The sequence below is a fragment of the Bacillus sp. F19 genome, from assembly GCA_023823795.1.
In the GTDB taxonomy this organism is placed as follows: domain Bacteria; phylum Bacillota; class Bacilli; order Bacillales; family Bacillaceae; genus Bacillus_P.
This window is the reverse complement of sequence record CP085710.1, coordinates 432,338-445,614: the sequence shown is the minus strand read 5'-3', so window position 1 is coordinate 445,614 and position 13,277 is coordinate 432,338. Positions and strand designations below refer to the sequence as shown.

The window sequence follows — 13,277 nt, the reverse complement described above, 5'->3', positions numbered from 1 at the left end:
CTCTAATCCAAGACGTCCATTTTGCTGCATTCATCTATTATTAATTGCTCTGCATCTGCTTTAGCATGATCCGAATCAAGACATCTGCTGATTGGATGACATAAAATATCAATGCAAAGGCTTTGAAAATCCGGATCTTCACCATCTATTGGAATATCCTGTTCTGCTGCAAGCTTCGCTATCATAATCGAAGCTCTCAAACTAGGACCATTATTCTTATCGTTTGAGCAAGCATCCCGTAAATTCGTAACGAGAGTGGTAATAGCTCTTGCTTCGTTTTCTTCTACATCTGTTTTTTCGGCTACGATTCTCGTCTCGCGTTCAACATCTTTATAATCTATGAACATCGTAATCAAGCGATCAAGCAAGGCATCCTGCGTATCGTAAACTCCTGCATATTCAGCAGGATTACTGGTGAATATGACTGCGAAATCGGGATGAACCCGGACAAATGGTTCTGTTAATTTAGAGCCATATAACGGCAGAACACCCTCTTCTAAAATCGATAGAAAAATATTATTGGTAGTAGGGCGGGACCTAGTGAACTCATCGTAAATTAACGTATATCCGTTTTTAACTGCTTCAAGCAGCCGTCCGTCTTTCCACATTTCGCTGACAGTTTCATCTTTTTTATAAACAGATCTGACATACTGATCGACGACCTTTTTACTCGTATAGCCTGTAAAATCCCCGATTAAATCTTTATTATTTAATTCGTGATTTCCGTGCATAAGCATGACCGGCCGTTTTCTTTTTTTGGCAAGAGCAAGCGCAAGGGAGGTTTTTCCTGCACCTGAGGGGCCTGTAAAATGTACTGAATATCCGGCTTTCAAGTATTGCAGCGAACGCTTGAGAATATCCTTCGTCTCATCGTCCTGTATCAATGCTCTTGCATCTTTCTTTACCTTTTCTTTTAAGACCGTCATCTTTACTTGCCTCCTGCCCGCTCATCCCTTACTGTTCCATACCGATTGCGCTTCGGTAGCGAATGTCCAGTCTTTTAAAAGACGTGACTTCCTTATCTTTGTTTAACTGACAATCATAGGTTCCGAGCATTTCATCTTTTGCATATTTCTTCATATATTCTTTTTCTTCAATCACTTCAACCGTCACTCTCCAGCCCTCATCCATCGCTTCAACAGAAGTGATTTTGTGCGGCGGTGCTACATGTTCGCTGAAAAAGTCGTTTACGTTTTTCATGATTTCTTTAATAGCCATAGTGTCGCCTCCGATTGTTCCTTCAGCCGTTTAAAGGTAAGAAGCAGGAGCCATTTGTATTACTTAAATACTAAACTGTGAACTTCTTTCATTTGATTGCTCAGGGAGACCATTTTCCTCAACTTCATCACGAAGGAGACCTACAGCCTCTGCATAACGCAACCAAGTATCCACACTTGCTATAACGACTCGTGCTTCAATCGTTAAAATCTCAATTCCGACTACTGATACTCTTGCAAAAGCGTCTATTACGATCCCTTTATCCAAAATCCGGTCAATAACCTCTGCTAAACTCGAACTGTTGTTGCTTTTTTGGATCGACATTTCTGTATTCTCCTCTCAGGGTTAAGATCCAATTGATAATTTTATATCTGTAGAAGATTTAATATCATTGGAACTTTTGATCTTCGTAGAGCTTTTTAAATCTGTGGAGCTTTTGATTTGATTGACACCTTTTATGCCTTTATAGCCTTTCACTTTTTTCTTATCATCTTTAGAAGAGATTTTCTCTTGAAAATCTTTTCCCGCTTCTTTCACGTTGCCCAGCTTGTCTCTGACAGACAGCAGAATATCCTGCACTTTCTCTTTTGCTTCTTCAGCTTTGCCATGAACTTTATCTGCATTCTCGTCTTTTGCATGGCCAAGCTTTTCGGCAGCTGCATTTACTTTTTCCTGCAGCTTTTCCTCTGTCTTCTCGACGAATTTTTCCTTCGCTTTTTCTTTAACCTTTTCTTTAACCTTTTCTTTAACCTTATCCTCAACCTTTTCTTTAATAGGTTCAGGCGTATTTTCAATGATTTTTTTTCCAGCTTTTAAAGCAGCTTTTTTCATTTTATCCATCTAATCACCCCTTTCAGGGCAAATCCATTATTTCTTCGCTTCAATGAGCTGATTCAGCATTTCTTCAATGCGCTGAAGCTGGTCATTCATGTTTTTGTTTTCCTCTTTCAACTCATCATATTGAGAAGAGTCTAATTCCTTTTCTTCACTTTTCTCATTTTCCGGAGAAGATTCTTTCTTTTTCTTCGGTGCAAGCAGGCTGCTTAAGTTTCCTTTATCAAGGTAGCCTGTTGCTGTCTGTCTGAGCGCAACCATTGCCTGCTCAGTAATGATTTCCTGTGCCGTTCTTCTTAATTCCTTGCCGGCCACTCTTACTGCTTCTGATTGCCCAAGACTGTTAAACACCTTTTTGCTTGTCTCAGGACTTGAAAGCAATCCGATTCCTGCTCCAACAACTCCGCCTAAAATCACATAATTTAAGGAATTGTGCTGTTTCTCATCTTGATTCTGTTCTTCTTGCTGATTCGATTCTTCCTGATTTTCCATTTTTTCTTTCTTATCTTTGCCTGCCATGATTTATCCCCATTTCTTCATATAATAATGATTCATCTATTAAAAGTTAAAAGCTGATTGTGTGCTTCGTTCATTCTTTTGAAGATTTGCAAGACCTTCCTCCTGCACTTCATCACGCAGCAAACCGACAGCCTCTGCATATCGCAGCCAAGTGTCGACGCTTGCAATCACAACCCTTGCTTCAATCGTTAAAATCTCAATTCCAACAAGCGACACCCTGGCAAATGCATCAATTACAATTCCTTTGTCAAGAATCCGGTCAATAACTTCCGCTAAACTCGAACTATCCGTGCTTTTTTGAATACTCATCTCTTTATTAGCTCCCTTCATTGACGATGTAAATTTGGGCAAGCCCTAATCGCTTTGTTACATGGGATATACCTTTTAAAACTTGGCTTAAAACATGGGTTAGAAAAAACAAGAACTAACATTTCATAATTTTCTAATATTTTCCTTTAGGTTTTAAATTTTGTAATGAATAAACGCTGTAATCAAAGCATTTTTGTGGAGTTTTACAGAAAGTAAGACAAAAAAGGTAAATTTATTACAAAACTGTTACAAAGTGATCCAAAGGGGATTTTTCTTCGTTATGGGGATGAAAAAACCCCGTATTCGGTTGGAATACGGGGTTTTTTCATAATTGAGGAAGTCTAATTATTCAATAATTTGAATCGGCATTCTTCTTCTCAAACTTAAGATATCGATGTTTACCTATTAATCTTTTACATCTGCTTTCCTCTCATAATTCACTTCTCTAAATAACTTATCAAGATTTACATTACGGTTCCATGCAAGCTGAGTCTCACTACACATATGGGAAAAGATGTACTTATCTACAATAACAGCGAAGTCCGTTTCATCAATAAGGTCGTATGCAGGAATTTCATAAACTATTTCATCAAAGGTTTTAATAACAATACGGTTGACCAAATTTACAGGATTACGCGCTAAATTAATTTGCTTAATATGTTGGAATGCGATATCGCCTTTCTTAGTACGCAGATATCCGCCTTCGCCTTGTAACAATGAAATTAAGACCTTTCCAGGAATAAGCCCCGGCAGAAACCAGAAAAACAAATAGAGGAAGATTGGAAAGAATAGAAAGCCGCCAACAAACCCAAACCCTTCTGAGATTGCATAACTTGACCCAAATAAGCCTCCTAAAATAAAAGCTGCCAAAACTCCGTAATAAAATTTGTTTCCTTTGATATATAGTTTTGAGTTCTATGATATTGCATTAAGCATTTGTTCCCTCCAAAAAAACGATAGATAATTTCAAAAAGGTAATCACAGATCTACTTGGATACTAATCTGCTTTATGATTTTTCCTCTCATAATTCATGCTTTTAAGAAATTGATCATCAGATATTTTTCGGTTCCAGGCTATTTTAACTTCATCTGTCATATTCGGAAAAATGTGTTCATCAACTATGTCATAGAAGTTTACTTCATGAAGTAAATTGTATGTTTTGAATTTAACGCTCTTGTTATCATAGGTCTCTACTATAACCTCATTAAATAAGTTTAACGGGTTTCTCTTAAAATTAATATTTCGGATATTTTTAAACTGTACAGTTTTTTTCTTAGAAACAATACTGCCGTTCTCTCCCTTATATAGAATAAATAAAACTTTTCCTGGAATAAATCCTGGAAGTGCCCAAAGAGCTTCATATATAAAAAAGGGAGATAAAATCAAGCCGCCACCCAAATAGATTAATGAATAATCCGACTCAAATTTCAATCCATAAGTAATCAATAAATAACAAGCTGTTAAACCTCCAAATATAAAAAGTCCCATCCATAGATACATTAACAATGGAGCTCTTATTTTTATAAAGCTGGGTTCTTCATGTGTATAAGGCAAGTTACTCAGCTCCTTTGCATTACATTTTCTAAAAGATACTTGCCCATTTATAACAGGTTCTTTCTATCTTTCATCTCTAACCCTAAAAGGATGAAGAACATAATCTAAATCAAGGCCAGCTTAATAAAGCTGGCCTCACAATAAAAACTAAATGTCTGTCTTTCTCTCATACTTTGCATGTTCAAACAATTCACTTAAATTCACATGACGGTCCCAGACTGCCTTTGCATCTTCACTCATATTAGGATAAACATATTGATCTATTAAAATGGCAAAGTCTGTATCGTCTATTAGGTTATAAGTCCGTATTTTTCTTACCTCTCCCTGAAACGTTTCGATGACGATGTCATTTATCAGGTTGAGCGGGTTTCTTACAAAACGGATGCTCTTTATACTTGTAAAGGGAATAGTGTCTTTCTTGGCAATAATGGAGCCATTTGCCCCTTCTATCACAACAAGCAGCGTTTTCCCCGGTACGAACCCCGGAAGTGACCATAATGTTAGATAAAGAAAGATTGGAAAAAGCAAAAAGCCTCCTCCAAGGTAAAAAAACGAGTACTTTGAATCGAATTTAAAACCATTTACGATAAGAAAGATGCACGCTGCAAGTCCTCCAAAGGTAGCAAGCAGCATCCAGACATACATAAACTTGGAGCCTTTCATTTTGATACTGTTGTTTTCTTTTTGCAGGTTTAGCAAAGAAACCCTCCTCTTTATACAGATACAGTCTTTAATTTTTCTAGAAGGTCAGGAATAAAGCACTTATCAGCTTTTTTGACATCAAGTCCCTGAAGCTGAGATCTGGTCAGTACCCAGACATTGAGTTGTCCAGGGACAAAAAAAGTAATATCAACAAGATCAGGGTTATTATTTACATCATATTTTAGATGCAGGAAACTGTCCATCTTCCCTTTTCTTCTGATTAAATCTGAAACAAGCTGTTCAAATGCAGGCGTTGTTTCCAGAGCAGAAAATTTCTTTAAGATGTCTCTGATTTCGTTATTCTGTCGGCTTGCTTCTTCAAGCAGACCCTCAAACTCACCATCAGTCAAAGAAAACGAAACATCGCTTTTGTCTGATTCTAATGAAGTCAATTGAAAAAAGATATTAAGGTCTTTAACCGCACCCTCTTCTTCTACTTCCATTATTGCATGCACCTGATGATCATGAAGCATTTGATGCGAGTACATTCTTCCTTGTTTTAGGTGGTACGTAACGGATTCTTCATGAGCAAGATCAGGGGAAAATTTAGATGCTTTTAGTGTGCTGTCAGCAGAGTTCAGAACATGAATGTATTCTGCGTATTCTTCTTTCAAATAATACTGATTGTCTACTTCTTTAACCAAGTCTTTAGCCAAAAGGGAACGCGATGCTATCTCAAGCATAAACTTTAAATCTTCTTCTGTTAACTTAGGAAAATACGTATCTTTTAACCCCATCCCTTGCTCATATAACCCTTCACTGTAAAAAGAAAATATAAGTTCTTCGATACTTAACTGTATGGAATTCATAATTCATTCCAAACCTCCTTAACCAAATGAGAATTTTCCTTTTAAAAAGTTTCCAGCCCCGCTTACAAGCGATTCGGCGGTGTCTTTAGCCTTTGAAAGCCCTTTGCCGAAATCTTTTACCTTACCTACAGGATCTGCAATTGTTTCTTTTATTTGTTTGTTTACAAAATCTACGCCGCTGTTAAAAGTATCCACTGCCTTTCCGGCTTTTTCAAACCCGCTTTTAAACACATTTATACCGCCTTGAATTTGGTCATCAAATACCATGGCTACTTTTTCACTAAATCCAGCTGTATATTTTGCAACTTTTTCACCGATTAGTCCGCCGACAAAAGAACCTGCAGATGCTCCAACAACTGTTCCTACAGGGCCAAAGACGCTTAGTGCTGCCCCTCCAACTACTGCACCTGCAATGGCTCCTCCGCTTATAGCGGCAGTATTGTTCACGGCATTCCCAACGGCCTTTGCATTTTCACGTTTTAAGACGTCCGGATCATTCCCATATTTGGCATAGTTCTCTGATATCTTGAGTCCCATTCCGCCTATTTCCATAGCACCTGTAATAGCCACAGTTGTCAATGCATTGGTTTTTGCAAATTTAAGCCCTGATTTTGCAAAAGATGACACTTTTGAAGCATTCAAAGTGTTGTTTTTTAAACCCTTTACAAACGTTTTTGCGTCATTTGTATAATTCACTACTTCATCTGGAAGATATTTTGCATATTTTTTATGAACCAGGTCTGCAAAGGACGAAGAATTGTATCTCGAAGAAAGAAAACTTACTTTCAAAAAACCTCTGGCTACTTTACGGTATTTTGAATCATCAATTACATCTGATAAAGTCTGCAAGGCTTTCATATGTCTAAATGAATATAAATTATCTGTATTTTTAATAAATTGCGTTAATCCAAGACCATAAAATGTAGCCTGTCTCCCTACTAACGCTCCCATGGCAGTTAAAGCCCCATACTTCTCATGAAGTTTGTAAAGCTGGCCGATTAAGTTATCAGCTTCTGCAAATTTATTCCCTGTATTTCTGGCATCCTGCTCCATATCGCTTAGATGACTTACAAGAGTTTTGCCTGTGTTCCATGGATCACCCACTCCATAAAAACAATGGCTGTATTCCGGAGGAGCACTCATAATCAAGTTGGCAAGTTCAATATGCAGCCTGCTATATTCTTCTTCAATATCTGACAGCTTGTGAACAAATGAATTGGCAAGCTGATCCAGCTTATCCGGATCTACTGAAATTTTATTAGACACTATAGAAACTCCTTCCTTATTACATTAATACTTATACTAAATGGTAGAATTGATAGCCTAAAACAGCGATTTGAAATGGAAGAAAAAAGAAGTCGATGCACCCTGGAACACAGCCGTCATCCATTCCTTTTTTCTCTTCTTTTTTCTTCTTCCGATTATAATTCGGATCATGATCATGTTGATGGCTCATTGTGCACCTCATAAAATTTGAATTTAGTCATTATATTAAATGGGAAAACTGATAATCTAAAAATCAATACATCCCGGCACGCAGCCGTCATTCATTCCCTGTCTTTCGTCCACTTTCTTTTTCTTTTTGCTTGAACGATGGTTCATGCTGCACCCCTAACTGGTTTACTGCACATCTAATTTCTTCAGGCGGAGGATTCTCTCAAGCCTCTCTAATTCTTCCTGTCTTTCAATCTCTTCCCGCACTCGGTCAACGGAATCGGCGGCGGCTTCGAGCTCGCGGCTGATGTCGTAGAGGTTGTCTGAGTGTCTTTGGAACAGGATCTGGGCTTCGTCCATGGCGGAATCAAATTTGCTGCGGCTTTTACCGCTCCATGTAGCTGCATTATTGTTTATATCTTGAAGCAATTTTGCTTCCTGGTCTTTAACGGAATCTGATGCTTCCTGAAAAACCCTTGCAAGGGCTCTGACATGTTCAGAATTCATTCTTTCACCTCACCAATTCTTACATTTTTCTATGTATATCCTTCAAATTTCTACAGAATCATCCCGTATTGCACATATAAGAAAATATTACTAGATTCAATTCCCAATTTCCATAAGTCTCCAGTAACATTTTCTAAGACCGAGTGTTCAGACTTTCATGCGAGGAAAGTAATGCTTTTGATTAGACATTTGATCAAATTGGGAAATCATTAGGACTTAGTAACGATAGAAAAGAAGAAAAATATCCCAATTTTCTAATACCACCTGCCCATAAAAAGGTAAACCTATTTTTATAATAATTTCCAGAAAAACAAAAAGCCTGGAATTCTCCAAGCTTCTTCATCATCAATTCAGTTGTTTATCTTCCTTGCTGTTTATGATGATATTATAGTCATCACCTTTAATGGTATTCTTTACTTTTTCAGAGGTTAAATAAACCTCAATTGTTTTTTCTATAGCACCCGCAAGTTCCTTGGCATCATCGTCTTTATAAGAAACGCTTGTCGTGATATAAATGGCGTAATAATCGTATTTATTCGTGTAGCCGACACCTTTTACTTTATATTCAGCTTTGGCAGTCAGGCCGTCTGCAATGGTGTTAAAGATCGGAATCCATCTGTCTTCACGCTCTTTTTTGGCTCTGTCGAATGTATGCACTTTAACTGAATAGTTACCAAACTGTTTCTCTTTAAGACGACCTGAGACAGCTGTTTTGATTTCCTCGATTCGCGGTTCATCCTTTGGCAGGTCAAATTCAATCACGCCTTCTTGAATGCCAAAGCCTGTTTGTGTATATCCGTATCCCGCCAGGATTTCCTGTACATCCTCACTTATTTTGTGCTGCTCTCCCGCTTGTTCTAATTCAGCTTCTGAAGGTTCTTCCACTGGTTCTGATTTAGAGATGTCGATGGAATAAGCATTATCGTTTCTTTTCATTAAAATTCCTTGAATCAGTTCTTCCACATCCTGCTTCACATCATCATAATATTCATCGGTGCCGACGATTCTTACACTGATTTCCCTCGGCTGCACCCCCACCCCCAAGCCGTCCCATTTGTACCCTTTATCGTCCAGCGCTTTTTGCAGTTCTTCCATAAGCGGCTGTTTTTCTGTTTCAAATAAGAGATTTAAGATCGGAATTTTTGCTGCAACCTGCGCTACACTAGGCGACGCAAAGGCAGTTCCAATGAAAAGCATGAAGGCTGCAGCTAAAGCAAGCACAATAAGAACCGGTTTTTTCTTAAAGAAGCTGTTCTTTTTAAGGTCTGCCTGAAAAGCGCGCCATTCCAGGTCCATCTGATCTTCCGCCTCTTTCTTGATTTGTCCTTCCGAATAACGTTCCGGCAGTTTTCCGATGAACGTTTCGATTGAGCCCGGCACCTGCCAATCACTGAAATCGCTGATGTTTTTTTCCCTTTTAGAGCCCATTTGCTTTAACCCCCTCAGTGTACCTGTTTGAGTCTTTCAGAACGCGGGCGAGCATTTGTTTTCCCCGTTTCATTCTTGTTTTTACAGTGTTCATATTTTCTCCCAGAACAAGCGAAATCTCTTTCATGCTCATCTCTTCATAATAATGAAGATAGATTGGGAGGCTTTGTTCTTTTTTCAGTTCCAGGATACGGGCCAGCATTTCCTGTCTGTTCTCCTTTTGGATGATGAGCTGCTGGGCTGAATTAGAGCCGCCGTTCCCTTCCTGCTGATGGTAATCATCCAGTTCCGATAACACATGCCGATTGTTTTTTCTGTATAAATCAATTGATTTTGAATAGACAACCCGGTAAAACCAAGGTTTAAAATGAGTCATATCACTGTTTTTCATGATGCTGATATACGCGCCTTCCAAAGCATTCTGAAGGGCATCCTCCGCATGCTCTTTTGACCGGAGAATCAAGAAGGCGGTTTGATAGGCTGAAGGCAGCAGATCTTTGACTAAATGACCAAATGCATCCTTGTCCCCTTTTCTGATTCTCTTTATAAGCTCATCCTCTTTCTTCAATTGGGAGGCCTCCCTTTTGGTTTGTACATAATATATAACGAAATGGAAGGTTCAATCGGTTTCACTTTTTCTTCCAAAAAAACTTCATGATATTAAAAAAGTGAGCTGCGCAGGAACTTATTATGATGATACGGGTAAAGGCAGAAAAACCCTAGACGAGATGTCTAGGGTTATCTAACTTGAAGCTTCTCAAGCTTTCTGCGGCTTATCTCGCCGTGCATGATTGTCAGCGAGCTGCTTCCGATCTTAATAACAACTCTTTTTATCTGCTTCTCTTCTTTCAGCATCCTATTCCACCCTGAGAATATCTGTCATCCTTTTTGGTACATTCGGGTTAAGACGTGACCAATGCTCCTGACATCTCTTCATTCAGCTCTTTCGAACGTTTCGCCGCATGATGAATCGCCTGTGAAATGGCTTTTCCGCCATTATTTTTCCGCAATGCCTCAAGGCCAGATGCTGTCGTTCCATTTGGTGAAGTGACTTTTTTTCTTAGACTTGCCGGTGCTTCGTCGTTTGCCATAATCATTTTCGCTGCGCCAAGAATGGTTTGAGCAATAATCTCGCGGACCATCTCTTCGTCCATACCTTTTTCAACGCCCGCCTGCTCCATATGCTCCATTAAATAATAAAAGTAAGCCGGTCCGCTTCCTGCAATCCCTGTAAAAATATCCATCTGCTCTTCTTCAATTAAAAAGACTTTTCCCATACAGCTGAGCAGCTCTTTCACAGCAAGCACATTGTCCATCACCGTATATCTTCCGGGGCTAAGCGCTGTGGCTGATTCCTGGATCATGCTAGACGTATTCGGCATCACGCGCACTACCTGCTGATCACTATTTAAATGATCTTCCATAAAAGTTGTCGAAATGCCCGCTAAAACAGAAATCACAACCTGGTCCGCTCTAATTTTATCCTTTAGTGCCTGAAGTGCATCCGCTGCGCCCTGAGGTTTCATGGCTAAAATATACAAATCGATTTCTTCATAAGGCAAGGCATTCTGATGAACCGCATTCACTCCGTACACATGATTCAATTCTTCAAGCCGCAATTGATTGCTTCTATTTGTGACATAAATGTTTTTTGCCGGAATGATGCCGACCTGTACAATCCCTGAAATCATTGATTCTGCCATCGACCCTGCACCTAAAAATGCAATTGTTTTTTTTAACATAATGAGCCCCCTCAAAAACTCTGTTCGTGTCCGTTCGTATTTTTTCAACGTTTATTATCGTAACATGCTGAGAGATAGATTCAAGGGAATACAGGACAATTATAAGGAATAGACCGAGATAGTGAAGGGAAGCGTTATCATTGAGGGATTACCTATGAGTGAATTCGTTTAAACGGGAATAATCGGCTGTAATCGAGTTATTTGAGGATATTTGGAGAATGGTCTGGGAGACATTTGGAAAAAAGAAAGTATTTGAGCTGTTCCGGCAAGTAAAATTCCGATTTTGGAAAGTAAATCTAGTAAAAAAGAAAGAATTTTGGTGAAAATGGAAAGTATTCATTAAAAAAAGTTCCCCATATTATACTGGGCAATGACTGCTATCCTTGGAACGGTTCATCTTCAGGCTTTGGTCATGAATCTGCCTTGGAAAACGCCCGTTTATTATACTAGTTTACTAGCCTTAGGAATCGTTTATTTTCTTTATAGAAAATCCACTTTGAACCTTAGTGCACTGGAAGTAAAATGGCATATATATTTATTCTTAATGCAAATGATACTCATTACCCTCTATATAGCGGATCTGCCTTTTTTAATAGAGCTCGTCCCTTTTCTGATTTTTATCGGTCTAGAAGCGGTTCGGCAAACCGGTTCAAAGAAACTGCACACTTTATCTCACGAGCTTCAGCAGTTTGAAGAACAGCGGAATCACATGAATGAAACGTTCAGAATTGTCCGAAGCGAACGGCATGATTTTCTTAAACATGTTTCTGCTGTTCATTTCCTGCTTGAAAACGGCAAAAATAAGGAAGCGAAAGGCTATTTGGATGAATTAGTTGGCGGATATGAAGAAACGAACCTCTCGATTAAAGGAGAACGGGGAATTGTGGCTGGAGCCCTGCACCAGATGTATAAGCGTGCTCATGCGGCCGGCATTTCCATTGTCTATGATCTCGACCTCCCTTTATCTTCCCTGCCGTTTTCAGACCATAACATCGTGACTTTGATTGGCAATCTTCTATCCAATAGCATTAATGCAAGCAAAGAATGGCAAAAGGCACATAAAGAACAGGCACAGATCTCCCTGCAATTTTACAAAAAAAGCGGTCTTTACATACTCATATGCAAAAATACCGCCATGCCAATTCCAAACGATATTCTAGATCAATTGTATGAAATATACGGGATCACGACAAAATCAGACGGACATGTTGGTCTCGGCACGAAAATCATTCATGATATCGTGAACGAGCATCAGGGATATTTAGATTTTGTTTATAAAGAAGAGGAATTTACGGTGAAGATCAAGATTCCTGCAATCAGATAAAAACCCAGCTCAGTAAATAGGAACGTAATGCTCAGAGTTTTAGTAGTAGTCTGGGCATTGGGGCTTATTCAAAAGAAAGCCCCCGAGTGTTGAAGCCGATTTAAGTCCTTATATGTTGAAAAGCCTACAATTTTATTTACTTAGCTTAATGATTAATTAAAGATAATCCAAGGTAAACGGCTGCCCCCCACATTACTAAGGCTGATATTTTATTCAATACAAACATAAAGTTTCCTGATTTATCGAGTTTTCCACTCATTCTCCCAATTAGCGCAAGTCCTAAAAACCAACTCCACGAAACCAACACACATGAAATAACAAATAGTACCTTTTCTTCCCCCTCGTATCTTAACGATCCTGGTCCAATTACACCCATCGTGTCCATTATTGCATGTGGGTTAAGCAAGGAAACAGATGCCGCAAACAACACTTGTTTCTTCAAAGAAAATTTCTTTGCCATTTCTTCTCTTTCATTACTCGGTTTACTATTCCAAGTGGTCCATCCCATATACATTAAAAAGATAAAACCTCCCCCAATAAGGATCGTTTTAATCCAAAATGAACCTAGAATTAGTAATGAAACCCCTAAGACAGACACTAAAATCAAAAGCGTATCACACAAAGAGGCTGTAATCACAACTGGTAATGCTTTAATAAATCGCGGCTGCAGTGCCCCTTGATTAAAAACAAAAATATTTTGGACACCAAGAGGCAGAATCAATCCCAGTGCAAGAATAAATCCATGAATAAATGGTTCTAACATCCAATGTTCTCCCTTTCTTCCATTTTATGAAACTAGTCTTAGTTTAGCCTGAAGACATTCACCATGTCTCCAACCAATTGGATGGATTTCAAACCAACCAAATAATATAATATATAATAAGGCAAATAAAAAG

General features: G+C 38.7%; 18 protein-coding genes. 1 reads left to right on the top strand and 17 read right to left on the bottom strand.

All coding sequences use genetic code 11. The features are described 5' to 3' along the window. Window positions 1–2: 2 nt before the first annotated feature. The 16 genes from gvpN to proC all read right to left on the bottom strand — a co-directional run bounded on the left by gvpN (window position 3) and on the right by proC (window position 11,057). On the bottom strand, window positions 3–926 hold the full coding sequence (gene gvpN, locus LIT25_02425) for a gas vesicle protein GvpN (protein USK34282.1): 924 nt from the start codon (window positions 924–926) through the stop codon (window positions 3–5). Window positions 927–954: 28 nt separating this feature from the next. After that, the gene (locus tag LIT25_02420) at window positions 955–1,218 is read right to left on the bottom strand and encodes a gas vesicle protein (protein USK34281.1); all 264 of its coding nucleotides are present in this window, start codon (window positions 1,216–1,218) and stop codon (window positions 955–957) included. Between the two features lie 63 nt (window positions 1,219–1,281). Next, window positions 1,282–1,542, bottom strand: a complete 261-nt coding sequence (gene gvpA, locus LIT25_02415; GenBank protein USK34280.1) for a gas vesicle structural protein GvpA — start codon at window positions 1,540–1,542, stop codon at window positions 1,282–1,284. A 21-nt stretch (window positions 1,543–1,563) separates the two neighbouring features. After that, window positions 1,564–2,058 (bottom strand): gas vesicle protein GvpQ, encoded by a 495-nt coding sequence (locus tag LIT25_02410; protein ID USK34279.1) that lies wholly within the window; start codon window positions 2,056–2,058, stop codon window positions 1,564–1,566. Between the two features lie 27 nt (window positions 2,059–2,085). After that, window positions 2,086–2,571, bottom strand: a complete 486-nt coding sequence (locus LIT25_02405; protein USK34278.1) for a gas vesicle protein GvpP — start codon at window positions 2,569–2,571, stop codon at window positions 2,086–2,088. A gap of 39 nt (window positions 2,572–2,610) precedes the next feature. Further along, a complete protein-coding gene (gene gvpA, locus LIT25_02400; GenBank protein ID USK34277.1) occupies window positions 2,611–2,880 on the bottom strand; it encodes a gas vesicle structural protein GvpA in 270 nt (89 codons plus the stop codon). 405 nt (window positions 2,881–3,285) lie between these two features. After that, complete coding sequence (locus LIT25_02395; GenBank protein ID USK34276.1) at window positions 3,286–3,750, bottom strand: YfjD family protein; 465 nt, start codon at window positions 3,748–3,750, stop codon at window positions 3,286–3,288. 127 nt (window positions 3,751–3,877) lie between these two features. Then, on the bottom strand, window positions 3,878–4,435 hold the full coding sequence (locus tag LIT25_02390) for a YfjD family protein (protein ID USK34275.1): 558 nt from the start codon (window positions 4,433–4,435) through the stop codon (window positions 3,878–3,880). A 147-nt stretch (window positions 4,436–4,582) separates the two neighbouring features. Next, complete coding sequence (locus LIT25_02385; protein ID USK34274.1) at window positions 4,583–5,134, bottom strand: YfjD family protein; 552 nt, start codon at window positions 5,132–5,134, stop codon at window positions 4,583–4,585. 14 nt (window positions 5,135–5,148) lie between these two features. Further along, the gene (locus LIT25_02380; GenBank protein ID USK34273.1) at window positions 5,149–5,946 is read right to left on the bottom strand and encodes a hypothetical protein; all 798 of its coding nucleotides are present in this window, start codon (window positions 5,944–5,946) and stop codon (window positions 5,149–5,151) included. A gap of 18 nt (window positions 5,947–5,964) precedes the next feature. Further along, window positions 5,965–7,212, bottom strand: coding sequence for a hypothetical protein (locus tag LIT25_02375; protein ID USK34272.1), 1,248 nt, complete (start codon window positions 7,210–7,212; stop codon window positions 5,965–5,967). 31 nt (window positions 7,213–7,243) lie between these two features. After that, the gene (locus tag LIT25_02370; GenBank protein USK34271.1) at window positions 7,244–7,402 is read right to left on the bottom strand and encodes a hypothetical protein; all 159 of its coding nucleotides are present in this window, start codon (window positions 7,400–7,402) and stop codon (window positions 7,244–7,246) included. A 164-nt stretch (window positions 7,403–7,566) separates the two neighbouring features. Further along, window positions 7,567–7,887 carry a WXG100 family type VII secretion target gene (locus LIT25_02365; GenBank protein ID USK34270.1) on the bottom strand — a complete coding sequence of 107 codons (321 nt, stop codon included), beginning with the start codon at window positions 7,885–7,887 and terminating at the stop codon, window positions 7,567–7,569. 345 nt (window positions 7,888–8,232) lie between these two features. After that, complete coding sequence (locus tag LIT25_02360; GenBank protein ID USK34269.1) at window positions 8,233–9,315, bottom strand: DUF4030 domain-containing protein; 1,083 nt, start codon at window positions 9,313–9,315, stop codon at window positions 8,233–8,235. Next, the gene (locus tag LIT25_02355) at window positions 9,305–9,883 is read right to left on the bottom strand and encodes an RNA polymerase sigma factor (protein USK34268.1); all 579 of its coding nucleotides are present in this window, start codon (window positions 9,881–9,883) and stop codon (window positions 9,305–9,307) included. Before LIT25_02355 ends, LIT25_02360 begins: the two co-directional genes overlap by 11 nt. Window positions 9,884–10,217: 334 nt before the next feature. Further along, entirely contained in the window at window positions 10,218–11,057 is an 840-nt protein-coding gene (proC, locus tag LIT25_02350) for a pyrroline-5-carboxylate reductase (GenBank protein ID USK34267.1), read from the bottom strand. 370 nt (window positions 11,058–11,427) lie between these two features. Here proC and LIT25_02345 point away from each other — a divergent pair, with 370 nt between their 5' ends. After that, window positions 11,428–12,381, top strand: a complete 954-nt coding sequence (locus LIT25_02345) for a GHKL domain-containing protein (protein ID USK34266.1) — start codon at window positions 11,428–11,430, stop codon at window positions 12,379–12,381. Window positions 12,382–12,526: 145 nt separating this feature from the next. Here LIT25_02345 and LIT25_02340 read toward each other — a convergent pair whose 3' ends face one another. Next, the gene (locus LIT25_02340; GenBank protein ID USK34265.1) at window positions 12,527–13,144 is read right to left on the bottom strand and encodes a LysE/ArgO family amino acid transporter; all 618 of its coding nucleotides are present in this window, start codon (window positions 13,142–13,144) and stop codon (window positions 12,527–12,529) included. Between the last annotated feature and the right edge of the window lie 133 nt (window positions 13,145–13,277).

Excerpts from the sequence above, each read along its gene's own strand:
- gvpN (USK34282.1), bottom strand. The coding sequence starts at position 926 with ATGACGGTCTTAAAAGAAAAGGTAAAGAAAGATGCAAGAGCATTGATA.
- LIT25_02420 (USK34281.1), bottom strand. The coding sequence starts at position 1,218 with ATGGCTATTAAAGAAATCATGAAAAACGTAAACGACTTTTTCAGCGAA.
- gvpA (USK34280.1), bottom strand. The coding sequence starts at position 1,542 with ATGTCGATCCAAAAAAGCAACAACAGTTCGAGTTTAGCAGAGGTTATT.
- LIT25_02410 (USK34279.1), bottom strand. The coding sequence starts at position 2,058 with ATGGATAAAATGAAAAAAGCTGCTTTAAAAGCTGGAAAAAAAATCATT.
- LIT25_02405 (USK34278.1), bottom strand. The coding sequence starts at position 2,571 with ATGGCAGGCAAAGATAAGAAAGAAAAAATGGAAAATCAGGAAGAATCG.
- gvpA (USK34277.1), bottom strand. The coding sequence starts at position 2,880 with ATGAGTATTCAAAAAAGCACGGATAGTTCGAGTTTAGCGGAAGTTATT.
- LIT25_02380 (USK34273.1), bottom strand. The coding sequence starts at position 5,946 with ATGAATTCCATACAGTTAAGTATCGAAGAACTTATATTTTCTTTTTAC.
- LIT25_02370 (USK34271.1), bottom strand. The coding sequence starts at position 7,402 with ATGAGCCATCAACATGATCATGATCCGAATTATAATCGGAAGAAGAAA.
- LIT25_02365 (USK34270.1), bottom strand. The coding sequence starts at position 7,887 with ATGAATTCTGAACATGTCAGAGCCCTTGCAAGGGTTTTTCAGGAAGCA.
- LIT25_02360 (USK34269.1), bottom strand. The coding sequence starts at position 9,315 with ATGGGCTCTAAAAGGGAAAAAAACATCAGCGATTTCAGTGATTGGCAG.
- proC (USK34267.1), bottom strand. The coding sequence starts at position 11,057 with ATGTTAAAAAAAACAATTGCATTTTTAGGTGCAGGGTCGATGGCAGAA.
- LIT25_02345 (USK34266.1), top strand. The coding sequence starts at position 11,428 with ATGACTGCTATCCTTGGAACGGTTCATCTTCAGGCTTTGGTCATGAAT.
- LIT25_02340 (USK34265.1), bottom strand. The coding sequence starts at position 13,144 with ATGTTAGAACCATTTATTCATGGATTTATTCTTGCACTGGGATTGATT.